At 34.9% G+C, this 25,959-nt stretch carries 19 protein-coding genes; 7 read left to right on the plus strand and 12 right to left on the minus strand.

Translation table 11 applies throughout. The annotated features are described in order from the left end of the window. Positions 1–218: 218 nt before the first annotated feature. The 4 genes from J2S13_RS16895 to J2S13_RS08780 all read left to right on the plus strand — a co-directional run bounded on the left by J2S13_RS16895 (position 219) and on the right by J2S13_RS08780 (position 3,324). Complete coding sequence (locus J2S13_RS16895; RefSeq protein ID WP_370874007.1) at positions 219–386, plus strand: recombinase family protein; 168 nt, start codon at positions 219–221, stop codon at positions 384–386. 598 nt (positions 387–984) lie between these two features. Then, a complete protein-coding gene (locus J2S13_RS08770) occupies positions 985–1,194 on the plus strand; it encodes a hypothetical protein (RefSeq protein ID WP_307257360.1) in 210 nt (69 codons plus the stop codon). Between the two features lie 142 nt (positions 1,195–1,336). Next, on the plus strand, positions 1,337–2,512 hold the full coding sequence (locus J2S13_RS08775; protein ID WP_307257361.1) for a hypothetical protein: 1,176 nt from the start codon (positions 1,337–1,339) through the stop codon (positions 2,510–2,512). A 314-nt stretch (positions 2,513–2,826) separates the two neighbouring features. Beyond that, positions 2,827–3,324, plus strand: coding sequence for a hypothetical protein (locus J2S13_RS08780; protein ID WP_307257362.1), 498 nt, complete (start codon positions 2,827–2,829; stop codon positions 3,322–3,324). A 269-nt stretch (positions 3,325–3,593) separates the two neighbouring features. Here J2S13_RS08780 and J2S13_RS08785 read toward each other — a convergent pair whose 3' ends face one another. The 8 genes from J2S13_RS08785 to J2S13_RS08820 all read right to left on the minus strand — a co-directional run bounded on the left by J2S13_RS08785 (position 3,594) and on the right by J2S13_RS08820 (position 18,855). Then, a complete protein-coding gene (locus J2S13_RS08785; RefSeq protein ID WP_307257364.1) occupies positions 3,594–4,364 on the minus strand; it encodes a DNA primase family protein in 771 nt (256 codons plus the stop codon). Next, positions 4,345–5,808 carry a phage NrS-1 polymerase family protein gene (locus J2S13_RS08790; protein ID WP_307257365.1) on the minus strand — a complete coding sequence of 488 codons (1,464 nt, stop codon included), beginning with the start codon at positions 5,806–5,808 and terminating at the stop codon, positions 4,345–4,347. Before J2S13_RS08790 ends, J2S13_RS08785 begins: the two co-directional genes overlap by 20 nt. Positions 5,809–6,000: 192 nt before the next feature. Beyond that, positions 6,001–9,186 carry a DEAD/DEAH box helicase family protein gene (locus J2S13_RS08795; protein ID WP_307257366.1) on the minus strand — a complete coding sequence of 1,062 codons (3,186 nt, stop codon included), beginning with the start codon at positions 9,184–9,186 and terminating at the stop codon, positions 6,001–6,003. 12 nt (positions 9,187–9,198) lie between these two features. Next, positions 9,199–12,306 (minus strand): DNA methyltransferase, encoded by a 3,108-nt coding sequence (locus tag J2S13_RS08800; protein ID WP_307257368.1) that lies wholly within the window; start codon positions 12,304–12,306, stop codon positions 9,199–9,201. Positions 12,307–12,324: 18 nt separating this feature from the next. Further along, entirely contained in the window at positions 12,325–15,195 is a 2,871-nt protein-coding gene (locus tag J2S13_RS08805) for an SNF2-related protein (RefSeq protein ID WP_307257369.1), read from the minus strand. 562 nt (positions 15,196–15,757) lie between these two features. Further along, a complete protein-coding gene (locus J2S13_RS08810; protein WP_307257370.1) occupies positions 15,758–16,729 on the minus strand; it encodes a nucleoside triphosphate pyrophosphohydrolase family protein in 972 nt (323 codons plus the stop codon). Positions 16,730–17,109: 380 nt separating this feature from the next. Next, positions 17,110–17,544 carry a helix-turn-helix domain-containing protein gene (locus J2S13_RS08815; RefSeq protein WP_205180078.1) on the minus strand — a complete coding sequence of 145 codons (435 nt, stop codon included), beginning with the start codon at positions 17,542–17,544 and terminating at the stop codon, positions 17,110–17,112. Positions 17,545–17,865: 321 nt separating this feature from the next. Continuing rightward, positions 17,866–18,855: a phage/plasmid replication domain-containing protein gene (locus tag J2S13_RS08820; protein WP_307257373.1), complete on the minus strand. Its 990-nt coding sequence runs from the start codon at positions 18,853–18,855 to the stop codon at positions 17,866–17,868. A 612-nt stretch (positions 18,856–19,467) separates the two neighbouring features. Here J2S13_RS08820 and J2S13_RS08825 point away from each other — a divergent pair. The 3 genes from J2S13_RS08825 to J2S13_RS08835 all read left to right on the plus strand — a co-directional run bounded on the left by J2S13_RS08825 (position 19,468) and on the right by J2S13_RS08835 (position 22,938). Beyond that, on the plus strand, positions 19,468–19,641 hold the full coding sequence (locus J2S13_RS08825; RefSeq protein ID WP_205180075.1) for a hypothetical protein: 174 nt from the start codon (positions 19,468–19,470) through the stop codon (positions 19,639–19,641). Continuing rightward, a complete protein-coding gene (locus J2S13_RS08830; RefSeq protein ID WP_307257376.1) occupies positions 19,638–21,140 on the plus strand; it encodes a recombinase family protein in 1,503 nt (500 codons plus the stop codon). Before J2S13_RS08825 ends, J2S13_RS08830 begins: the two co-directional genes overlap by 4 nt. 82 nt (positions 21,141–21,222) lie before the next feature. Continuing rightward, positions 21,223–22,938 (plus strand): recombinase family protein, encoded by a 1,716-nt coding sequence (locus tag J2S13_RS08835; protein WP_307257377.1) that lies wholly within the window; start codon positions 21,223–21,225, stop codon positions 22,936–22,938. Here the strand turns inward: J2S13_RS08835 and rlmH are convergent. From rlmH to yycJ, 4 genes are all read right to left on the minus strand, one after another. Further along, positions 22,879–23,358, minus strand: coding sequence for a 23S rRNA (pseudouridine(1915)-N(3))-methyltransferase RlmH (gene rlmH / locus J2S13_RS08840; protein ID WP_307257378.1), 480 nt, complete (start codon positions 23,356–23,358; stop codon positions 22,879–22,881). The genes J2S13_RS08835 and rlmH overlap by 60 nt on opposite strands. Before the next feature lie 83 nt (positions 23,359–23,441). Further along, positions 23,442–23,600 carry a CxxH/CxxC protein gene (locus tag J2S13_RS08845; RefSeq protein WP_307257379.1) on the minus strand — a complete coding sequence of 53 codons (159 nt, stop codon included), beginning with the start codon at positions 23,598–23,600 and terminating at the stop codon, positions 23,442–23,444. 147 nt (positions 23,601–23,747) lie between these two features. Continuing rightward, on the minus strand, positions 23,748–24,962 hold the full coding sequence (locus J2S13_RS08850; protein WP_307257380.1) for a S1C family serine protease: 1,215 nt from the start codon (positions 24,960–24,962) through the stop codon (positions 23,748–23,750). Positions 24,963–25,152: 190 nt separating this feature from the next. Further along, the gene (yycJ, locus tag J2S13_RS08855; protein ID WP_307257381.1) at positions 25,153–25,947 is read right to left on the minus strand and encodes an exodeoxyribonuclease YycJ; all 795 of its coding nucleotides are present in this window, start codon (positions 25,945–25,947) and stop codon (positions 25,153–25,155) included. Between the last annotated feature and the right edge of the window lie 12 nt (positions 25,948–25,959).

The raw sequence follows: 25,959 nt of genomic DNA on the forward strand, positions 1-25,959 counted from the left end.
TCTTTTGGGATGTACTGACCAGGGTGCAGCAGCTAACATTTAACTAAATAGCCATTTTTAAAAAATCGAACTCGCACCAAGGGGCAAGTCTGCCCAAAAATCGGTTTTCTCGCAAGACTCGTTTCAAATCGTCTCTAACTAGGCTATTTTTTCGATCTCAATTTCCCTTAGCGTTATAAATTTCATTAAATTCTCAAAGTTTTAGATTGCGGTGAATAATTCAGGTTAATAAATATGTTCATGAAAACTGGGGTACAAAGAAAATTGCCAATCACCTTAATAAAATTGGGAAACATACGAAAAACAATAAAGATTTTACTCAATCAACCGTAAACATCATCCTAAAAAATCCTATATACAAAGGATATATTCGATTTAACCAGTAATAAATTGGAAAAAGGCTAATAAAAGGTACAAACCCTAATCACATATTAGTTAAAGGAGTTCACAAACCAATTATTGATGAAGAAACTTGGGATAAAGCCGAGGCATTAATAGAGACGGGGGACAGTCACCTCGTCCCACCATTTTTCTGAAAAAAATAAGGAAAGATTCAGAGTTTGATCGTTCTTTCCTATTTTATGTCACCTCAATTGATCAAGAAAAACTACTGATACTTTAGAGCTGGTTGATATACGACATCGAAGTAGACAGAACGGTTTTATTGTACTAGCTAACTTTATTGAATTACGATCACAACTTTCCGCTTTATCATCATTTATGATACGGTTCACCGTGGTGGTCTAAGAGGCAAAAAATATTGACGTGGGATACTTTTCTCACGTCTTTTATTTGTCCATCCTTAAATTTTTCGCCTTTAAGTGCTAATAAAGAAAATAATGTGGACTTCATTTATAATAATAGGTAGATGAGTAATAGTCGAAATAATAATGCAACTAAATTGGACAGCTGTCCGTATACCTATTTGATGCAACTGCAATTTACCCAAAATTATAAAACAAACTACGTGAGGGTGACTTTGAGATGGATTTAATAAATAGTATTATCGCTGGTATTATTGCTACAGCTATTTTAGGGGGCGGTGTCGCATACAAAGTTATTTCAAAGAAGAGAAATAGCGGAATCATTCAAAGAGAAGGGACGAATCAAGTCGCACTCCAACGTTCCAAAAATAATTCTATTAATATTGGAGGTGATTCCGCTGATAAAGAAAACGGAAGTAAATCAAAGTAATGGACTTAATCAAATTGCAATCAGTAATTCGAACAACAATCAAGTAACAATCATCAATAGTATAAAAGATCATATTTCATATTTAATTAGAAGCGGAAAAAGGCAGGAGGCGGCCGATGAATTCGCAAAGGTAATTAAACAAATGGGGGAAATACATCCGCTTCATCCTCTATATACCTATAAACCTATTGAATTAGGTTCGAAAATTGTTTTTCAACATCAGCCACTTAATGCGGAAATAGCAAAGCAATATCCTATTAAGTATAGGGGAAGACTTTCAATTATTGATAAGGACATGAAATCGGGAGAAACCATTAATGATTTTTTAAGCCGAAAGCATTTTAGACAAGAAAAGATTCAAATAGATGTAAAATACATCGAGACATGGATTGGCAAGGAAAAAGTAATAGACCCACTTTCGTTTGAACAAAATGCCATCAAAGAAGGGAAATGGTACATGCTACCAGCACCCTTACCTCCCCCAATTAAAGCAAAATTAGTGGCCACAGGGCTTGAAAATAACGTCATTATCGACTACCTGGAATTAAGAACAACTAACATTAATCAGGAGGAAAACATTGGTGTAATCAGCAATGAACATCAAAAAAATTCCCCTGTAGTTTTTTCCCTTACACTTAAAAACTTTTTCAACAATGATCTCACTAATAACAGATTTGACATCGACATGAAATTTAAGATTAGAGAGGACTTTGAAAGAACCGTTATGGCGGAAATAATCTTCCTAAACTTTATAAAATGTACTATCAATAACAGTAGTATGATATTATCTGACTTGGAAAGTGGAGTTAATTTTTTCGAAGCCCAGCCTTCTGCTTCAGACACCGACTACGATATTGAAAGCATTGATGAAAGACTATCATTGCTAAATAACTTACGATCAATAGAACATTACTTTGGAGTGAAATTTCATCTCCCCGATAATATGGCAGATGAAGATTTTGTGAACCTTGAAATTTTAAGAGCAATCATGGAAGATAAGGAAGTCGTGACAGGGATTGGCGATTTAAGTGCTACTTTTAATGGTGTAGATGGATTAAAAAGATTAATTGATGATGCCGAAGAAAAGTCAATTAAAATTACTGCAGGTTCATCCAATCAATTAAATATCAATCTTTTCGGAGCGGAAATTAATAATATTAATATGGCATACACAGTAGAAGATATAAAAATAAAGAATCCAGAAAGAATTAGGGAAAAAATTAGATTATTTGATGAGGGTGAGGTTATTAAAGTCGATTTTATTCCTGGTGAAAAAAACAGATTATCGACCCGCTACAGTGTAAATTTGAAAACTTGATAATCAAGATAAAAGTTTCAAAACTACCAAAGCGGAGTGGCTATCCACAAGGTCTAAATTGACCTTAAGGATAGCCATTTTCAATTATCCAGTCCGTTTTTCTTAATAAACTTCTCAAAATCATTAGGTATTGGTTGTTGTATATAATACTGATTAAATTTATCTTCATCCCTGTTCCCTCGATTTGAACTATTCGGTTTCTCCGAATAGTTGATTGTTCATCGAGTTCCCACTCACTATAAATATTCTTAAACGGAATGATTCCACAAGGTCTATCTATAATATAACATCGAAATCGACAAGGAGGTGTACACATGAACAAAGACAGCTTCACTACAATGAGTAGCAAGGAACGGGTTGCAATCGTAAATGATCTTCTAAGTAAGGATGGCTTTGATTTACAAAAGGTGGCGGATACACTTAAACTGAATTACTCTACCTTTACAAAACTAATGCAGGAAGATGATTATGTATTTATTAAACGAGATAACCAGTATTACAAATTTATTCGGGATGAAAACCAAATTATAAGTGTTACTGCCCCCAAGGATCCCGAATTGGACTATATTAAGCAAAACTTCTTAGCCCTAAAATCATTAATTGAGCAATCTAAAAATAACAACGACTTCATTTTGGACAAGCGAATTTTCCAATCTCCTAAATTTGCAACGAAGAACTTCCGTATGTCGGACGAGTTGTATAAACAATTTGTCAAAACTTGCAAAGAGCATTTTCCCCAATACAAGCTACAAGATATAATCGCCCAGTTACTTTTCAACTTCAATGAAAAATACTCCAAAAACAATGGTTGAAATATTTAAAGGCAGTTCCAAAAGTTCAATGCTTATGGAAACTGCCTTTTCATTATTCACAATGTCGGTAAGAGTATCTTATTGGGTGGGTCATTTACTTCCAAAAAGAATTCTTTTGCAACCACTTATCACAACCACAGGAGGAGGGGGCATTTCAAAGGCTTTTACGTAACCTTTAGAAATTTGTTTACAACCTTCTTCCATTCAAATTTTTTTATAAGTTGTAAAAACCCTTTCTTTTACCCGCTCCCCTCCCTTGTGGTTGTACTTCAGATGTTACGACGAATCTTTATTCCCTTGAAAATGATCCGTTTGCTATTGGATTCTTCGGTTCTTAGTAGTTGTTTTGGATAATCATTTTGAAGCGATTTGTTGAATTTTGTTTGTGAGATGGGTTGTAATCCATTCTCAAGGCACATTTGCTTGTAATATTGATAAAGTTGGCGACTATATTCAAATTGCTCTGGGATAAGTTCGCAATGCTCTTCTACAAACCAAATGACGTTATTTGACTGTTTGCGATAGTCGGCGAGCAATGCCTTATTCGATTCGCTTTTCGTAAATTGAAATTTGTTTTTAATAAGACGATGAAGTCCTTCCAAAGCCCATTGAATGATTCCATCCAGCTCGTCTTGGAATTTTTGCAATAGAAAAGGATCTATTTCTGTTTCAGGCACTTGTCTTAAAAATGGGAGAATAATCAAACGGCGGTAAAAGCCGTCTGTTCGGTCAACATAATTGGAAGGTAATTCATTACAGGAGAAGACGAGTCTTGCTTTGTTTGAAAAAGAAAAGGGAGTGCCGAACTTTTCTTCTGCAACAATGGAATCTCCACTTACAAGTGTCTTGAAAACGCCTGTATCTTGAATGGATTTATTGGGGAGGTCAGCGTAGATATTTGCAAGTTTTCCAAGAAGAAGGCTTGCTTTAAATCGTTGGGATAGGTCTTGTAATGCCACGTTGCTAATCTGACTTTTCCCTAATATTTGCTCAATCACCTTTAGGAATGTTGATTTTCCACTACGTCCTGGTCCATACAAAATGAATGCCTTTTCGGCGGCCACGCTCGGAATTAACAAATAACCTACCGTCTGAGGAATTGAGGGATTCTTGGATAAACTTTTTGAATTGATGGCAAGTTGCAGATGGGTCGTATTGTGCGTTCACTTGAACGGCGGTATAAAAAAGAGGTGAGTGGGGAAGGAGAGTCTTATTATTCAAATCGTACACGCCATTTTTGAAGTTGATCATATTCGTCAAGTTGGGATTATCCATGAAATCCCCTTCATAAGCAATGCGGGTTTTCCATTGCTCCAAAGTATCCTGGATGTGATGGGTCTTGCTATGCTCATCTAACAAGTTTTCTTGTATGAGGCTTTTCACCTTGAGCAAAGGCATTTCCTTGTATACGCCATGTTCGTATTTAAAAAACCGTTCACTCGAATAAATGAAATTTGCGGTTTCAGCTAAGTGCTTTGCTAAAACTCCAGGTTTGAACCTCATTGATGTTTGTGTTTGCTCATACCACGCTGGTAAATCCTTTTTTGCATCTTTATTATCTACTTGCTTAGGTTTCGGAGTGGTTCGTACCTCATTTGCCGTAAAAACTACAGATGTCCCTTCTATTGCCTTATTAATCACTACTTCCCCGTAAGTTGAACCATCTGCATAGTGAATCTGATCCCACTTCTTCCGAAACAACCCAGATTGGCGGAACATTCGATCCATCTCATTAGCATCTTTCGCTGTGTAAAAAGCTAATGCATTACATAGGGCTAAGTCAGCCTCACTTTGCGAGGAATGATAGTTTTCCCAGTGTCCATCATACAAACTTCTTAACCGTTCACCTCCTTTACTTGAGAACATGATGTCTAATAATTGATCTTTCATCAGTGTATGGCTCGCTTTTTTATTTTTTGCTTCTGTTCTCATATGATTACCATCCACCTTTTTCATTAGATATTTTTCGCAAAGAGCCTGCAATTCTTTTTGGCAGTCAAAAAGAATTGCAGCGGAGCTTATTTGATTACCTGTGACTGTAAAATAGCGTTTCTTATCATATATTTCGATTCCTAACTCCGAGTTTTTAGAAGAACTTTCTGGCTTTCTTCCATTTGTAATCACATGAATTCCTTTTCCGCTCGGAGAAAACTCAATATACGCTTTTCCCTCAAACATTGAAATGACTTCTTGTGCAAGTGAGGAGAAATTACCTCTCTCGTCAACACAATAATCTAAGTCAATTCCAACGCAAGGATCAGATCCCGTAAAAACAAACCCAATTCCTGAAACATGCTCATTACCATTTCTTATTTCTTGGACTACTTCGTCAAAAGTGTACCAATTCTCCTTATTATTTATATTAATTGCCTTGCCATTTGAAGGATACACAGGAACTTTTGTCATCCTTTCACCTTTTGGGATTGACTTATAGCAAACCCATTGTTTTGTTTGTTTCAGTTCTAATGGTACTTTGTTGTACATAATAATACCTCCTTCCAAAATTGCTCACTTTAGTTATATCAGCTTGTCAACTACTTGAGAATGCAATTTCGGTTCGAGGGTGTTCGAGCATCTTTACATAAAAAAATTGTCTTACAATCGAATAACCGACTTGTAAGACAATCTTATATGAGAACTTGTTTTCAATTTTCTTTTCTAATGAAACGGGAATGATTAGTCTTCTAATATTTTATCAAAAATTTTCCCAACATAATCTCTATCCTCTCTCTGGAAGAATACATTTACTTCTTCAAAATGTTCTCTATCTCCCCAATGAGAAACTTCATTATACGATGTTCCAGCAATAATAAAAGAATTTAATATTATACTGTCATCATATTCTGTTAGGTTATATTCTATATCCTTAATGGTATGGGAAAGTTGAATTTTCCGATCATCTAATCCCCTTAGATTTCTAATCCCCTTAGGATCAATAAAGGTAATATACTGTTTCCTATCATAAACTAACCACATAATAAAATCTGGGTAAAAGTTACTTGCTTCAAAGAAACCAATTCCTGCCTTACTTTTATTACGTAATAGATAAAGCTCTTTATCGCTAAAGAATGATTCATTGCTCTTGAAGTATTCTTTTAAATCACAGACAAAGTTACGTTCTCCTTCATTTAAGTGAACAGGAGAAACTTCAATTTCGGTAGCGTTCTTCTTTATATAAATCAATGGATTATACAGATGTTCCCCAAAATCAAATGGCTCAAAATTAGCATGTTTAAATTTTTGAAAATCTATATCTTGTACTTTTCCACTTTCGAGCAATTCCTTTAATTGATTCAGTTTACTTATCAAAGAATCATTCTCTTCTGGCTTGTTAATAGTGAATACATATTTGTCTTCCTTGATAAAGTTCGCATCGTCTTCTGTTAATACGTAATAATTCAAATGAGGGAATTCCCATTCAGCCTTCTTATGCTTATAAAAGAAATCACAGTATTTCTTTAGTAACACGATTGCAATGTCTTGCCATTTTTTAAAGTTGCTAAAATCCGTAAATTCAAGTTCTTCCTTTGGAATTAACAGAGTGTACCAATCGGGATTCCTAAGTAGCTCCAGAATACCCTGCTTTGTAATATTAAGATTGTGCCACGATTTTAAATTCTTATAGCGTTGCAGTTCAAAGAAAATTTCATCAGCATTAATAAACGCAAGATGTTCCTCTTCTAATTTTCCTTGGTACATCGAACCAAAATCATTTGAAGTTCCCGAAGATGACTGTACCTGAATTTTTGGATACCAGTCAACAATTATTCTGTTGCTTATCTCTTCCAGAGTTGATAAATTCGGTTTGGGTCCTTGCTTCTTAAAATCCAATCCATCTTTAATCTTAAGGGTACGGAGCTTACTTAGATCCACATCTTTATTTCGGATAACAGGGAGTTCAATGAATTCCTGCTCTTCATCAATTTCAAGGTCTTCTTCTTTTAGGTACTCCTCAAATTGCTTCATATAGTCCGCTCTTATACCAAAAATATTAAGCGTTTCAAGAATATCAATATATTTTGGTATTGCTATCTCTGGTCTCTCTATTTTTATGAACTTACTTCTCTTTAAGCTGAACTCATATCCTTTTAAACGTACCCCTCTTCCGAATAGCTGAATAATCTCAGCACCTTCCGATTGCCCTACATTTAAAAGTCCCATCGTGCTAACACGCCAACTACTCCAGCCTTCTGTAAATTTCTTAGAACCAATTAGCACATTTATGTTTGAATTAGGGGAATTGATGTTCTGAAATAGTGATTGAGAAAATTCTTTTTCAGCAGTGATTAAACCATTTTCATCGCACAGCTTTACGAGTTTTTTATCATCTCCAACATTGATTACACCAAAATATGAATTTTCACCAACTCGAACACCAATCTCACCAGTTACACCTTTTAAATTCTCTACGTGCAGTTCTGCTCCAGGGGTATTGGAATTAAACACAGTTTTTAAAACATCCTTGAATACTTCTTCCGTACTGCTTGTCTGATTATTAATTAAGTATTTGAAAGAATCCTTAAAGATTTCTCTCCCCTTATTATCAAGCAATCCTGGACTTCCACCAAGCAACCGTTTTATTCGTTCAACACTTCTTTTCTCATTTTTTACAAAGTCAGAAAAGAATTTTAACACATCAACAACATCTGAAGCCTCTGTGTTTTTCTTCCCTTTTAGGACACTTGCCCCGACAAAGATAATTAAAGGATTATCCAATAAAAATGCAGAGAAATCCTTCTTTCGGTCTTCAAATAGCTTCTTTTGTTGATAAAACGTTAGCAAACATGCAGTAAGATAAAGTTGACGAACGTCTTCATTGCTATCATCTTGCAGGTTTAAGATATTATAATCTTTACCATATCCGTCACCATGAAAGTAGCGGTAGGAATAATCAAATAAAATACATTTAGCGTATTCTTGTATAAGTTCATTTTTACCAGATGCCTTCATAGCCTGTCCAAAGGTCGCTGAGTATTCAAAAGAGAAACCTGTTTCACTTAATTTATCCCGTTTCTCTTTCCAGACAAGCCCTGAAGCCCCTTTGTGACCCTCGTCAACCAGAACAAGGTTATTCCCTTCAAAAGAATCTATGGCTACGGTTTTGTCACCTTCTTGATCATCTATCTTGTGAATATCTATTATTTCAATTGTCGTTTCAGCTAATCTTAATAGCCCACCTTCCGACTTATCAAAAAGTTCAGCTTTTAAACCAGAGATTTTAAACTCTTCAAGATGTTGATTAGATAATCTCTCATTAGGCGTAAGGAGAATAACCTTATTAAGTTCATTCTCCTTACCTGATGCCTTTAAATAATGCAGATATTGAAGGATATTCACGTGCATAATGAGAGTCTTTCCTGACCCAGTAGCATTCCAAAATGCCAACTTTTTCAAATCTGAATTCTGATATAATTCAACTTTATCTGCATCTACCTTATCCCCATTGAACTTGTCAACATATTCATTTAGCGATTGAAGCAACTTCTCTCGTTCGTTAAAGTATTTATCAAGATATAACTCAGAAAAGAGGAGAGAAAGGTATTGAAAATACTTCCATGTGAAGCCCAAATCCCTTTTTTCAGAAATACGCTTTGTATGTGCTACGATATTATTGTCGTAATTTAACAGTTTATCTGGGCTTATTTTCACTTTATCCTTCCATTCATCGAGAAGGAAGTGATAAAAGTTGGTATTGTTATCCTCTGACAAACTTTCATATCTTGGCTTCTTCAATTCCTTCCCGATTTCTTCAAACTTTTCTATACCTAATAGAGAAAGAAAGTGCTGATTCAAAATCAATCGCTTATTAAATTTTAATTGAGGTGCTTTAGCCTTTTTTCCCTTTTTTGCTTTTGTTTCCATTTCAACACCCCCTTACACATCCTGTACGTCAAACATTAGCTTCTTAAATTCCTCTTCGATTAAAACAACCTTCCATCTTTCTTCATCCAATTTAAGATTTTGAAGGTTATTATCACCGTTCACATAAATACGATTAAATTCAAAATCTTGGGTGCTGTACTTTTTCTTTAGAAAATAAGCATCGAGGGCTGCATTATCCTTAACAATATCATCTGTTAAAGAACGCCATATAACAAGAATTTTCTCACCGTCTAAAGTTCTTCCCTCAATTTCTTTAAAAACATACTCTCCTTCTTTAGAAGAACTTAACTTAACTGCTCCTGGAACGTTACTATTTTTATCTTCTATAGCATTGTAGCGTTCTTTTCTTTCATTCCTAATGACTTCGATCCCTAATAGATAATTAAACGTCTCAACCAAGTCCAATGTAGTCACTTGAGTTTCCAATCCATTAGCAATTTTCATTTTATATTCAAATGGATTTTGAAACATATCTATATTCAAGAGAGACGTGCTATTCTCTGTTTCATTATTAAGCATATAGGAAAGCATATACTGCTCTCTTATATCAGGATTCTTTTCGAGTAACGATAACTGCTGGTCTGTTAAACGAATTTCAAGGTTATTTAATGCATCCTCATAGGATTCAAGCCTAATGTACTTAAAGATATGACTTACACCTTCTCTTGTAACTGGTTTTCCATCCTTCCAGTCTTTAGAATAAACTGCTTTCTGTACTCTTGGTTTAGTTGCTGTATCAAAATGTTTTCCCATTTCAACAAGGATATATTTTCGATTTCCTTCATCTTGTCTGTTTAGATTTATTGTAGCATGTGCTGTAGTACCTGAACCTGCAAAGTAATCTAAAATCAGTGCATTATTTCTTCCGTATGTTTGAGCCCATAAAGCTGTTTCAAGAGCATTAATTGACTTAGGATAATCAAAATTGTCTCCTAAGCCCATATCCCTCAGAAGATTTGACCCATGTGTTCCTGAATTGAATTTACTGTCAGTCCAATTGCTGAATAACACTTCTCTTTTTTGCTCATGATTTATTGTTTGATATACTGTACCTCTTTCAGAGATTACTAACTCTCCATTCTTAGCTCTTTCTCTTCCAGTAAGGTAACTTGACCTCCAAACTCTTTCCTCACCCTTTGAGTTTATTGGATATATTCTAACTAATCCATCTTCGGTATTTCCTATTGGGTATTCCTCATTTAAAGGCACAGGGTCCTCTACATCAACTATTTTATTTGTTTTAGGGTCTAACAATAAGGCATAGAAACTTTTCCATCTTCCATAACGATAATTATTTTCTGCTGTTCCACTTCTCATAAAACTACGGTCTTCTTGATAACTCTCCAATGGTTCTCCATGAAATGGAGGACAATTTGGCGGACTTAATAAAATATAATATTCATGTGTTCTTGATAATCTACCACCTGCACCTTGGGGATGATGATTTATTACTACTACGTTTCTTTCAAGATTTGGAAAAAAGGTATCTAATAGACCCGCTAAATTTACAAATTCGTAATCATCAATCGCCAAGCCAAATGAAAATTGGTTCTTCCAAAAAGTTGGTACTATTCTGGCTGTATTTGCAATCAAAGAAAGCCACGAAGAATGTTTAAATTGATTTTTATATAATATTTCTGAATGGGCTGTATTGTATGGAGGGTCAATATATACAGCGTCTACTTGTCTTTCATATCTTGTTCTTAGAAGATTAAGTGCCTGAAAATTATCACTATTTATCAATAGCCCATTTACTTTTTCATCTAAATTATCAATACTGGCTATAAGTTGCTCCTTAAAATCATTACTAAAAAACGATGTATCTAAAACTAAATAAGGGTTTTGTTTTAAGAACTCAACTGTCAAGGGTTCTGTATAACCAACTCTGGTTAAATCGTCTTTTATATCTTTGATATGGAATAACTCGACCCATTCTTGACGTTGCATATCATTATTTAAAATCTCAGGATAAAATTCCTCGTCTATATTATCCAAGGTTATACAATAGTTTGTTTCAACAACAAATTTTCTCTTAAGCCAAAGTTTCTTTTGAAAATCCTCTATTTGTTTAAGGAAGCTGATTATTTTACTCCCTATCTTCTTAATAACTTTAACTTTTGAAATATACTGTTCAATTCTCAATTCATTTTCAGTCTCTAAATCATCTAAAAACATTACTTCATTTTTAATATAAAAATCCAATTCTCTTGTCAAAAAACTTCCAAGGTCTCTATGGATAAAATAATCAAAGGTATTACGTGATGTATAATCCTCCAAATACTTTTCAATTAAGTTCCTTTTAGGATTTTTCTCTGTCGGTGCAATCGCTAATAAAGTTTGGAATTGTTTTAAGTCCATATTATTGTTAATGGACTGTGTAATTATCTCTACAGCCTGAATATTTAAGTCCTTTTGCTTGTCCTCATGAATTACATACTTAAAATGAATAAAAAGTTCTCCATTTTCAATAACTAAAGGTTCATCTTGTTCAATAATAAATCGTCTTTCTTTTCCTTTTTGAACCTTGTTATTATCTTTTTCCGTTTCAGCATCAACCAATTTAAAATGAACCTTTTTATCATCAGGAGTAGTAAAGGAATAATCCCTAAAATATTCTGCTGTTTTGATATAGTATTGGTCAGCATTTGCCCAATGCAGCTTTACTTCTTCTCCCTCATAAGGCATTGCATATACGTCTTTCTTGTACCTTCTTAAAGATATAAAATCTCCTCCACTGTAATAGCGTCTAAAAAAGTTTGCCAGGTGAGAGTAAACTTCATTTTCTGCAGAAGCCACATTTAACCCGTTATCAAGTTTAGATTTTAGAGCAACATATTTAGAGCTACTTTCCAATGCAACACCAGCATCTTCTAATTTTTCCGTAAGCTCTTTGAGTTCTTTCTCAACGCCTTTTTGCTCCACTGAAATATATTTTTCAAGTTCCGATTTCACTTGTGGAAGTAAGTCTTCATTTAAAAACTTTTCAATTTCATTCCTTTTATAATTCATAATTCTATAAATACCGAAATCTAAATCGGATTGGTCTAATTGAAACATTTCCTTCAATATTGCTATCAATTTTTGATAACTTTCATTCACAATAATCCCTCCTAAAAACTAAACAACTTCCCATTGTACCATAAAAAGGTCTTCCTTATCCGTATTTTGATGTAATCTGGATTCAAGTTCCTGGATTAGCTCGTCTCGTTTTTCAAGCACTTCATCTTCCACTTGGAAAATCTTCTTACGCATGGTTCTCTTCTTCTTTTCAAGTTCGCTGATTTGCACTTGAATCTGGTGCTGTTCCTCCGTATTTGTCGCCAGTCTTGCTTTCCTTGTCAATTCTCGAATGTTTCGCTTAATATCATTAAGCTCTTGTTCAGAAGCCAGAATTAAGTCATCTGCCCACTTTTGTAATCTATCCTGCTCTTCTCTAAAATATCTATTATTGTTTTCCATCACCATGCTGACTGTTGCCTCTGTATATCTTCCTACTTCTTTTAACAACTTTTTCTTATGAATTTCTTCAATATTATTTAATGGTATTGTATTGGCTTTACACTGAAACAGTTTTTCACACTGTTCTTGGTCAAGCATCTCCCCATCAAGCGTATATCCGCTAAATAACAAGTATTCACTTTTTTCAAAGGACTCAATCGTCAACTTAGAAAGAATAATATAGCCACTCTTCCCTTTTAATGATTCCACTAAAGAAATTTTTACTGGATGATTCGTTATATCAAATTTCAACTTGGCAGGGGGGGTTGATATTGAAATAGCCCTATCAATTACATACTCACCCAATGGATGTGATAAACGATATAGATTTGCTCCCTCAGTATTTTTCCGTTCCTTTGAGATCATTTCGTATTTCCCGACAGCTATTTGGTCGTTGATTTTACTATTTAAACGGAAACTCAAATGGTCATTATCAAACTGTGCATCATTATTCAAAATAAATCTTGTTACGTTCCAAAACATATTTTCGTATTTATTTAAGTGATCTTTAGTATGCTGTAGATTGAATTTCAATCGGTCATGGACATCTAAATCGAAATTTTCCAACAGTTTTTCTCTTGTCTTATCCATTTTTTGTTTTATTTTATCTTCCATCTCTTGTTGGAGTTGTTGGAAAGCATCTTCTATTTCTTCAGGACTTCTACAAGTTTGATATATATTCAAGATTCTTCTTTCAAAATCCACTCCAGATTCAACAGAGCCTAATACTTCGTCTGAACTACCCAAAACCCCTTCAAAAAGTCTAAATTTTTCATTCAGTAGTTCGTACACCCTTATATCAGCTTGATTTCGCTGATTGATAAAGTTTATTACAACAACATCATGTTTTTGTCCATAACGGTGACACCGCCCGATACGTTGCTCTATCCGTTGTGGATTCCAAGGCAGATCATAATTAATAAGAAGGGAGCAGAATTGCAAATTAACCCCTTCTGATGCCGATTCTGTGGCTATCATTATTTCAGCTTCATCTCGAAAGTATTCAATAAGTGCGTTTCTCTTATCAGCAATTTTTGACCCACTGATTCTGCCATTATCCTGGTTCTTCTCGACCCACTGTTTATATATCTCGGTTGATTCTTTATCAGAATTTGTTCCATTAAACAAAACTATTTTTCCTCTATATCCATTAGATTCCAAGAACTCTTTCAGGTACTCTTGTGTTCGCTTTGATTCCGTAAATATGAGTGCTTTTTTATTTGCACCTAAATCTCTCATTCTATTGAAACCAATGGTTAAAGCCTTTAATAATGCCTCTGATTTTGTATCAACTTGTATTTCACTTGCCATACGTATAAAACTATCAATTTCTAAAATCTCTTGATTAATTTTTTCTATATTAACTTTGTACTCTTCATTTTCTACAACTTCATGGTCGTCTCTATCTTCTTCAAGTTCATCTTCTGTCTGCTGTATAATTTCTAATTCATCTTCATCAACCATTTCTTCAAATAAAAGATTACCTGTCGTTAATCCTTCTTTTATATCTACTAATCTCTTTTTAATCGTATGTAATGTTTGAAGGACAGCACTTGTAGATGACGCAAGTAATTTTCTTAAGATAAGTGTGGTTAAGACTCTTTGACTCTTTGGGATTGCATACGTTCCTTCTGTTTGAAGAAAATCAGAAATTGCCTTATATAGTTCTTGTTCTTTATCACTTGATGTAAAAGGTTGAGTTAAGGCATGTCTTTCAGTGTAATTGATATATTCAAGAACATCTTTTCTAAGTGTTCTTTTTACAAATCCATTTAACCTCTCTTTCAATTCTTCTATATTCCCATCATTTACATAATTAGTCCTAAATGCTCTTAAGTCTCCAAAAATACGGTCATCAATTATTGTAGATAAACCATAAAGTTCCAACAGAGAATTTTGAAGTGGGGTTGCTGTTAATAATAGTTTCTTTTTATCTTCAACAGCCCATTTTATTCCTTGTCCAATTCGGTTACTTTTTCGATAAGCATTTCTTAGCTTATGTGCTTCATCTATTACAGCTAAATCCCAATTAACTGCTTTTATATCATTCTTTCTACGATTGGCAAAGTTAAAAGAAGTAATGACAACACAAGACTGGTTAAAAGGATTACCATTGCCTTTTCTAAGCTCTTCATTATAATTTTTTGTTTCCAATATAATACTCGGTAGATTAAACTTCTCTTGTAGTTCCAAACTCCACTGTTTTCGTAATGAAGAAGGACATATAACCATAAGCCTTCTTTTTCTTTCTGCCCAATATTGACATAGAACCAGACCAGCCTCTATCGTCTTACCGAGTCCGACTTCATCCGCCAATATAACTCCTTTTGATAATGGAGATTTAAAAGCAAATAGAGCAGCATCAACCTGGTGCGGATTTATATCTACTGACGCATTAAACAAAGACATAGAAAGTTTATCAATATCATTTGAAGCGGATCGGTTTATTAACTTATTAGCAAAATATTTTGTATGGTAGGCTGTATTCACAACGCATCCCTCAATTTAAAAATTTTATAGTTACATCGTTTATTAAAATATCCCTTATACAAAATAGTATCACACTTACCATACTTAACGACTTGCAATTTTCCTACATATAGACATTAAGGATACGGAACAAATTAACCCGTATCCTTATTACATTACTTCTTTCAACTACGTTATAGCCTCACCAACTTGTTTCAATTCCTCAAGCATGGTATAGCCTGTCCATTCGGAAACCAAAATTTCTTGGATAATAAGAAGTATAGCGTCATTAGCATCTGATGTTAACGTCTTCATTTTGTATAGAAATTCATTGGATAGAATATTTCTTCCATTGTTACAGTCCTTTTATCCTTCTTTAGTTCGTTGCTTATTAACTCAATCACATTAATTTCTGAAGCTTCTCCCATTTTGACAAAGATCGGGAAACTTGGTCTTTTTCTTTTTCGAGTACAAAGGAAGAGTTCTAAGTCTACAATGTTTCTACCAAGAAACTCCCACTGAACCTATTTGGCGAATAATCCAATATTTTTAAAATTGCAAATTGAATTGCTTCTATACCTTTTTATTCCTGCCCACGTGTAACCTTAATATCTTTTCCACCATATAAGTATGGACTAAAGAATTGAATAAACAGCTCAAATATCTCAGCAATTTTTTCAAACGTTCCCTTATACGTTTCCAATGGTTGAAAATAAACACCGATTCTCCGATTTTCAAACTGAATTTGCGGATGCACTTTCTGACGAATGGTTTGTTCCATCTTCGTAAATTCCTCATAATCATCTTCTCTCGATGAATCAAAATACAGCTCTACAAATGCTAATGATTTTGCATTTTTGACTGAAGTGCGATAAGAGATATTGCTCCGACCTGAACCGACCGTCAGCACATGATCATGGAGATTTGCTTTTTTCCGATAGTGGAAGTTTAAGTAATACGGCATCCTCTTATTCAGTACGGACAAAAGCATTTTCTTAACATCATCTGATCTGGAGAAATCATAAATTGGAGGTTCAATCGGTACGCTTCCGCAATGGGTTTTGTGTAAATTTATCAGTTTATATTCCACCTGCAAAAGATTGTCTATGTCATTTAAAACGGGCATCTTGTTATACACATCAAGTTTATACAGTTGATTTAAACTATGTAGTTCTTTCAATGCTTCTTCAGAAATAGTGAGTGCGTAGAAGTCGATGTACTGTTTATTGTGCTTTGCCATCCAATCCTCTAACTCTTGCAATAACGCTTTGTCGAAAGAATGAGCAACCCAAATAATGACGGATTCATGGTATCTATTCATCATGGTTTGTATTCGACGCAGATATTTTTTATTGGCTTTAGTCAATTGAATCTCCATGTAAATACCCAATCTTCGTATAAGGTTTACTGCTGACAGATCAATATTGCTATTTGCATGACGCTGTTCTAACACAATATTCGATAATTCAAAGTCTAAAAGTTCTTTCCAACCTTTGTAATAGTCTTTTAAGTAAATGGCGAAAATGGCTTCCTTGTTACTTCCCTTTTTACTCATTTCAACATTCCTCCTATTATCGACGAATATTTTTGTCATTTATTTTTTACAAAAAAAGCACCCACCATTTCTTCTCTGGTAAGTGCTAATTTTTTTCGTATATACTTTTCAAAGGTGATAAATGATCGTCTCATTTCCCATCCAACCCTTTCATTTTATCAGATTATAAAAGAGAATATTTGTTCTTGTCAAACGAATTTGGTAGTTATATAACATGTATATATCAATTGCATATGTTATCTATAACCTTATAGACATTTATCCAATATTCTTGGTGTTATTGCCCTAACCGTATACATACATAATATTGATACTGTATTTACTTTATACATATACCATATGTACAACGGAAAACCATCATTGGCTCCGTTGATGATGAATCACGATTCTTTCAACTCGCAGATTAACATTCCAATTTTCTTCAATGAATCCATCAAAAGTTCAACTGGTGTTGCTTCTGTTTCTAATGCCTCCTGGATGATATCCAATAGCACTTCCTTTTGATCAGCAGTTAACTGTTTGCCTCCAAACTCTATTTCATTGGTAAAAAACAATTCTTCCAATGAAAGTGGTTCATTTGTATCCTTTGCATCTAATCCAAGCAGAACATTAACATCTACGTCAAGTCCTTCTGCAATATGTTGAAGTACCGAGAAAGTAGGTGTCTTTCGTTCACCACGCTCAAGCCTGTTTAAATATGAAGGCGTAACGTTACTTCGATCTGCTAATTGTTGCAATGAATAACCTTTGGCTAACCGAAGTTTTTTCAGCAACTTAGCAAAATCATCATTCAATTGTTTTCTACCTTTTCCCATTTCAATCTACTCCTTTTTTGATTTTTTCCATCTGGAAATCCTATTTATTGATCAGAAGATCTTTATCATTATAGATTGGGAAAAGGGTTTGATAACCTCATTTAATATATTGAAACTTCAATGTTCGGGTTTCTAAATAAAAAGAACCACCCGAAGCCTGGTAAGCGGAGTGGTTCTAACATGGATCTACTTATTGCCTTACTGAACTTCAAGTTCATGTTCAGCAATGTTACACGATACTCACAATATCGTGCTTACCTACTATTATAACCATGAGTGACCATACATCAACTATAACTCTCCAAAAAACTTGAAACTGTTTTACCATAAAAAATTATCAAGGGGATTGCTTAAAGTTGTTGGTGCTTTTGGGTAATTTTTTGGGATGGGAATTGGATTGATGCCAATTTGACTCAACATTTCCAATCGGTTTCGAAATGTGGCTTTTGTCATGGATTTCAGCGGGGTATCAATACTGTGAGAAGATACTTGTTTTAAAAATACAATCAGCTTATTTTTATTGGAATCAGAGAGGGAGGAGTTTCTTATACATTTTCTTGCTTCATCTAACTTATAAAATTCTCCAGGATGATAAATCGGGGACATATATTTGCGAAAATAACCTCGGTAGACTTCCTCTTTCATATATTCTATTAATTTCTTAGGTCGAAAATTCCCTTTGTCTTGTCGAGCCATATAATTAATATGATCTTGTAAAATCCGTACTTCAAATCTTAATACGTTTTTTTCATACTCCTGGATTTCTTCCTTTTTGAACATTCGTTCTTCTTCTTTAGAATAAACTACAGCTTGTACCGATTTAGATGAATGATAAACTGTCGTTTCATACTTTTGAAAGACACCTTCTGCATCAAGCTTACCTATATACTTTTTTTGATAACGATGTGATTTAGTAAGCTTCTGATACAAGTGGAGCAGAAGCTCTCGGTGGTGCTTTTCCTTTACAATCACATCGTATCGGTAATCAATTCTTTGCAAAATATGATGTTTGAAATGCGAAAAATGTCTAAAGAGAATCCAAAGAATATTTTTTATCTCTTGTTCTATTAAAGGATAGTCATCTTCCGTCAGATCAGACTTACCAAGAAGAAGAATCGCATCTATGAACATATATAATTTCCATTGTCCGTTCCCTTTGTTTGAAATATGAATAGTGACTCCTTTGAACCTACCGCCATAGTGATCAGCGAAGTAATCATTCAAATGCCTGTAGTAAATATTAAACCTCTTTTGTAAATCCGTCACTTCATAGTATTCGATAGGGAAAAACAACTTAATTGTATGAATCACCTTCTCCACCTCCAAGTGAATCTTGGGAGGCTGGAAATCTTTGTACACCAAGGGTTTACTGTTACATTTTTGCTCCCAGCCCCACTATATTTATCCTTCCTTGCCCCCAAAATCAAATGGGCTACTGACAATATAGCGAAGAAGTCAAGTTGAAATAAATAGGTTTTATGTTCGAGCTGGTTCGAGCTGTTGATTCCATTAATTGTTGTAACACTCAATTAACTATTGACATTAGGCAAAATATTTCTTATTATAGTTTATAGAAATTTTTATATAACATATTTTGATAGATTATAGACTGTTTTACTTAGATACATGAACAATTCAATAGGTGTATTTGTTTCAAGGGGAGGAGTACGCCCTCTTGCTTAACTACCTATTGTGATTTTTTGTATATCTAAGTAATGCAGTCTTTTTGTTTTTATGCTGAAAGTGAATAATGTTAGTTTATTATCGGCTCGTCCTTACTTTAATACTTTAGCAAGCGAAACCTCAGACACATTTGCTATTTACTTTTTTTCATAGACTCCTATAATCTGAGCTGTAAATGTCATAACCTCTTTGACGACGCACTATCCCCGAAACAAAACCCCGAAAGAAAGGAAGATTCATTTGCAAAACAACTATATCTTTGACTTCGACACCCATTATAAAGAACTGATTTTTGGCGAAAAAGATAAACAAAAAATAAAGGCAAATAACTTTCTACACCTACTTGTGGATTTGATTATCGACAATCTCGATGAATATCAAAAGACAACAGAAAGAAAGGAGAAAGTATCTTGAAAAAAGCAGTTGGTTATTTAAGGGTAAGTACAGATATTCAACTTGATGGCTATTCTATTCCTAAGCAAGATCGGGAAGTAAGAAGACATTGCGAGTATGCCAATTTTGAATTACTGAAAATCTACAATGAGGGATCAGGTTCTGGATCTTCTATAAAAGAAAGACCTGAATTTAGGCAACTCCTTCATGACGTTCTTTCTAATGAGAAGGAATCTATCTATATTGTTGTATGGAAGCTGGATCGGTTTGCTCGTAATTTGAAAGAAGCAATGTGTTTATTAGATGAAATCCACAAAAAGGGTCACTACTTGGTTAGTATTTCTGAAGGAATTAACACTGAAACGGAGGGATCTATACTTTTACTCCAGGTTTTATTTGCAATGGCAGAGAACGAACGACGGAACATTTTATTCCATTGTAAAAATGGAATGAAAGAACGTGCGGAAAAGGGCCTTTTTAACGGCGGAAGGGTGTTTGGTTATTCTTCTACACCTGCAAAGAAGCTTCAAATTAATGAAGCTGAAGCGAAAATTGTTAGATTTATTTTTGATAGGTATGTGGTAGATGGATGGGGATATAAAAAAATCGCCTCCTATCTGAATAACCATTATACTTCGGATGAAGATAATTCAAGAAGTTGGAGTATCTTTTCTATAAAATCAATCGTAACCAACCCTATTTACGCTGGTTTTATACGATGGGGTGAAAAAGGGAAAGAACGGAAAATTTACAAAGGGCAACACCACGCAATTATTAGTGAAGAGCAATGGTTTAAAGCACAAAGCTCTTATAGTAAACGTAGCTATCAGCCTGTTAAAATTCATAAGGGTTCATACTTTTTATCTGGTTTCCTTAAATGTCCAGAATGCAATTCTTCAATGGTTCAGCACAAATCATCAGGTGGCAAATATCTTTATTATCAATGCAGTCAAAATAAGAATAAAGGTTTATGTAAAGCAAATTTAATCAATAAAAACGATGCTGAACAGAAAGTCCTCACTGAACTATCCTCGAAATTAAAAGCCACCGAAATAAGAATATTCCTATCTTCGAAATTATCCTCCCAATTAAAGTTAGATATACAACCCAAACATGAGCAAATAAAATTCTTTAAAAAGCGATTAAAGGAATTACAAACAAATAAAAAGCAGTTATTCGATTTATTTTACAAACAGATAATTGACGAAGACGCATTTTCCGATCAACTTAGTCATTTACAAAGTTCCGAGAGGGATATCAATGATAAACTAAAAAGAGTGGAATCAAGCATTGAATTAGAAAATAATTTGAATGTAGGGTTAATTGTTAATAACATTTTAGATAACTTTGAACAGTTTTTTCAGTCATTAGATGATATAAAGAAAAAGGAGCTATTGAAGGAAATCATTCAAGATATTCAAGTTACAACCGTTCCCCTTGGGAAAAAGAGAGTGAAAAGGGTCGTGAAACAAATCAATTATCACTTTGAAATAAATTCTATTTCAAAACTTGTGTCATAATATAATTTCTCTGTTGGGAAAGAGAACATTCTTTCCCTTTTTCTTTTTCCATTATACACTGTTATCGAAAGGAGGCATTTTAATGAATGAAATAAAACGAGTCGCAATTTATTGTCGTGTCTCTACGGAAGAGCAGGCAACAGAGGGTTACAGTATTACAGCTCAACTACAAACCCTTCGCAATTATGCAGGTCTGTATGGTTGGCAAGTGGTAAAAGAATATGTCGATGAAGGGGTCAGTGGTAAAAACATTTCAGGTCGCCCCGCTATGCAACAATTGGTGGTTGACGTGGAGAAAGATGAGTTCGATGCCGTTCTTGTTTGGAAAATCTCTCGGCTATCCCGTAACATGTTAGATACACTGACTGTGCTGGATAAGTTTGAAGAAAATAGTGTTAAATTTATCTCTTACTCAGAGAACTTTGACACTGGAAGTCCCATCGGCCGACTTGTTGTGCAATTAATGGCTTCCATTGCCGAAATGGAACGCAATACACTGTCAGAAAATGTAAAACTTGGCATGAAACAGCGTGCTTTGGAAGGGTCCTGGAACGGCGGGGTCTGCTTTGGCTACGATTCTGTTAAAAAGGAACTTGTTATCAATGAAAAAGAAGCAAAAGTTGTACAACTTATCTATGAGCTATACCTTTCAGGAAAAGGATTAAAAGCAATTGCAAACCACTTAAACAAGCATGGCTTTCGGACAAAAAGAAACAGATACTTTTCTATCAATGGGGTCGCTCAAATATTAGATAATCCCATTTATGTTGGAAAGATCAGTTGGCTTAAAGTTGAAAACTGGGATACAAAGCGACGGAAAGGTAAAAATCCCAATCCTATTCTTGTAGATGGCAAACACGAAGCCATTATTACCGAGGAACTTTGGCATTTGGTGCAAGCCAGAAGAAAGAGCAAGTCATTTAAGCAACGCCAATCAAATGAGCCGTTTTTATTAAGTAGTCTTCTTCGTTGTCCTAACTGTGGGCAAGGTATGGTTCCTTCTATTACTACCTATACACGCAAAGATGGGACAAAACGAAAACATCGTTATTATGTCTGTTCTGACTTCCATAATAAAGGGTCATCTGCCTGTAGATCTAATGGTATCAAAGCATATGAAGCGGAAAATCAAGTGTTTGAGCGAATTGTAAATTTCCTTGCCAACAAGGAATACTTCGTCTCAACAATTCAATCTTTAAATAAGCAATCTATTCACTCCATTTCCGTACTTAAGAGGGATTTAGAACAAATTGAAAAGAAACTAATAGACATACAACAGCTTCAAGAAAAGTATTTAGAAGCATTTGAACAAAACCTTTTCCCTGTTGCCATCCTACAAGAACGACTTCAACAGGTTGCGAAAGAAAAAATGCAATTGGAACAAAAGAAAAATGAACTCAGTACACAACTAAGTTCATCTGATGCAAAAGTCATACCACATGAATTGGTTCACTTTCTATTAGAAAAGTTTTTAGAAGTCTATCAACACTCTTCAAGAGAAGGAAAAAAGCAGTTGCTCCAGCTACTCGTAGATAAAATTTCAATACGACAACTGGAGAATCGTTCAAGAACTATTCATCAGGTTCAACTGGATTTCGATTTTACGGAGATCAATATATCGAAGACGTTTACACTGATACATCTATTGTTTCGTGAAACTGATAATGAAGTTGCATTTTCCCAACCCTTACCCGCTTCCGACAACAAAATACCACCATATCTACATCTTTTTTTGCCTCTATTTGTGATACGGTTCCCCCCTCACAATCCGAAACGCTCGATACACTTGTTCCACTAAAATCAGCCTCATCAGCTGGTGTGGAAAGGTCATCTTGGAAAAAGAGAGGCTTTCGTTTGCTCGCTTCATGACTTCTTCGCTTAGTCCTAGGGATCCGCCTATCACAAAGGCGAGTTTGCTTTTTCCGTAGGTGGCCAATTGGTCGAGGGTGCTTGCTAGTTCTTCGGATGTTTTCATTTTTCCTTGGATGGCAAGGGCGATGACGTGGGTGTCGTCGCTAATTTTGGCTAGGATGCGTGCTCCTTCTTTTTGTTTAATTTGGGTCATTTCGACTGCGCTTAGGTTTTCTGGGGCTTTTTCATCTGGAAGTTCGATGATATTGATTTTGGCATAGGCTGATAATCTTTTTAAATATTCGTCGATTCCTTGTTTTAAATATTTTTCTTTTAATTTTCCAACGGTTACGATTGAGATATTCACAAGTTCTCCTCACTTTACAAACAATATATCCACAGGACTTATCCACATATCCACATTTTCTATCCACATTCTGTATAGGAATATTAGTTCCCCACAAGATATACGGCTCTATTTCGACAATATTCACAGGTTGTGGATAAATTTCCGCCTTCTTCGACCTTTTCGATTATTGGGGCCACTTCATGCTCATCCACAACAATATCTATAGCTAATTCCACATGTTCTTCACAGCAATAAATCATGACATAACGCACCTTCCTTCTTTAAAGTATTTATTTCTTTTGCCCATACATTCGCTCGCTTTTATCCTTCGCCATCTTATCATACAAAAAAACAGAAAAAAATAAGCAGAAAGGAAATTTACTTCTTTTCTGCTTATCCATCTATTCTTATAACGTTTTTTCAGATGTTAGTTTGACCGTTGCTTCTTTCAGCTTGCCACCACGATAAAACTTCACTTGAATGCTGTCCCCAACATCTTTCTTCGTATATAAATATTTTCGTAATGAAATGATATCCTGGACCTTATGATCATCAAGACCGACGATCACATCTAATTCCTTTAATCCCGCTTGAGCTGCAGGTGAATTAGGAACAACTTGCTCTACCATAACACCTTCTTTCACATTAGAAGGAAGTTTCAATGTTTCTTGTTGATGATAGGCTGAGATCTCGTTCACATTTCGTAAAGTGACTCCCATAGCAGGTCGCTTTACTTCCCCATACTTTTCTAAATCCTCAATGATCGGTCTGGCAAAATTAATTGGAATAGATAATCCAATCCCCTCGACAGCTTGTTGGGCGATTTTCATTGAATTGATTCCAACCACTTGACCAGCAATATTTACAAGTGCTCCACCACTATTACCAGGATTGATGGCTGCATCTGTTTGGATAACTTCTGCTTGCCAATCTTCCACTCCATCTCGGTTAATATCAACCGGAATCGTCCGTTCCAAACCAGATATAATTCCATTTGTTACTGACCCAGAAAAGGCTAGTCCCAATGGATTTCCAATCGCAATAACAGGTTCTCCAGGCTTTAATGAATCAGAATTGCCAAATTGCGCTATTTTATTAATCTTTTTACCGTCTACCTCAAGAACAGCCAAATCGGTCCAAATATCTCCACCGCGAATTTTCGCAGGGATTTTGGTTCCATCGGATAAAGTAACTTCCAGTTGTTCCGCTCCCTCTATGACATGAAAGTTTGTCACTATGTACGCTTTATCTCCCTCTTTTTTGTAAATGACTCCAGAACCAGTACCTGCTTCTTTCTGTCCTTCATCCCCCCAAAAACTAGCTGATTGCATATTAGAGATTCCGACTACGGTATCTTTTGCTTTTTCTACCGCATCTGTTACATCGGTTGTTACATCAAGCTTAACGTGTTTTACTTGTTGATGTTTATCTTTGTCCGTTTCCTCTAAATTATAATCAGGGTTTGCATCATAGGGTAAAAGATTATAACCAAATATTTTCGGTAACACAACGATGACAAGGATCGCACCCAAAATCACTCCGACTAGACTCGCTAATACATACCCACCTTTACTTCCCTTTTGGCTTCGATTTCTGTTATCATCTCCGTCGTAATAGCCCACATCAACCATCCTTTCTCTAATCAATCTCTCTTAGAAAAAATTATAACTCGAATGATAAATTTTTCAATTAATGCGCTTAAAACTCCTTCTTGTTTAGTGTTACCCAATCATCCTTTTACATAAATAAAAAAAGAAAAAGAGTAAGACCTAATAAAAAACTCTTTCTCCTTTTCTTTTGATAATTAAAATGTTAAACAGCTGTTAAAGCGGTGGGGTTTTTGGGATCTGTGTCACATAATTCAACTTGTTCACCAACGATAATTCCCTTATGTTCTAGCGTTTGGGAGACACTCATTCTTGCTAGATCTTTCATATTATTATCCAAACTTAAATGAGCTAAATAAATTTGCTTCGTATTATCTCCAATGACCTCACTCATCGCAATCGCTGCGTCTTCATTGGAAACATGTCCAATATCACTCAAAATTCTGCGTTTAATATTCCATGGATATCGACACATCCGCAACATTTGCACATCATGGTTGCTTTCAAATATGTAAATATCTGCGTCACGAATCGTCCCTTTCATCCGATCACTTACATACCCTGTATCGGTAATCAGCACTAATTTTTTTCCTCCCTGACGGAACACATAAAACATCGGCTCTGCTGCATCATGTGACACTCCAAATGATTCAATATCACAATCTCCAAACGACTTAACAGATTCCATATTAAAGATAAATTTCTGTTCTGTTGGCACGTCCCCAATTAACCGATCCATCGCCCGCCAAGTTTTTTCATTCGCGTAAATGGGCAACTTATATTTCCGAGCGAGTACGCCAACTCCTTTAATATGGTCACTATGTTCATGAGTAACAAAAATTCCTGATAAATCACTTATTTTCCGGTCAATTTGTGAAAACAAAGATTCCATCTTTTTTCCGCTAAAGCCTGCATCGACTAAAAAGGAGTGTTCTTCCGTTTCAATAAATGTTGCATTTCCCGTACTTCCGCTCGCAAGAACACTAAACTGCATTCCCATTACATTCACTCC

This window comes from Oikeobacillus pervagus (assembly GCF_030813365.1).
Taxonomy (GTDB): Bacteria; Bacillota; Bacilli; order Bacillales; family DSM-23947; genus Oikeobacillus; species Oikeobacillus pervagus.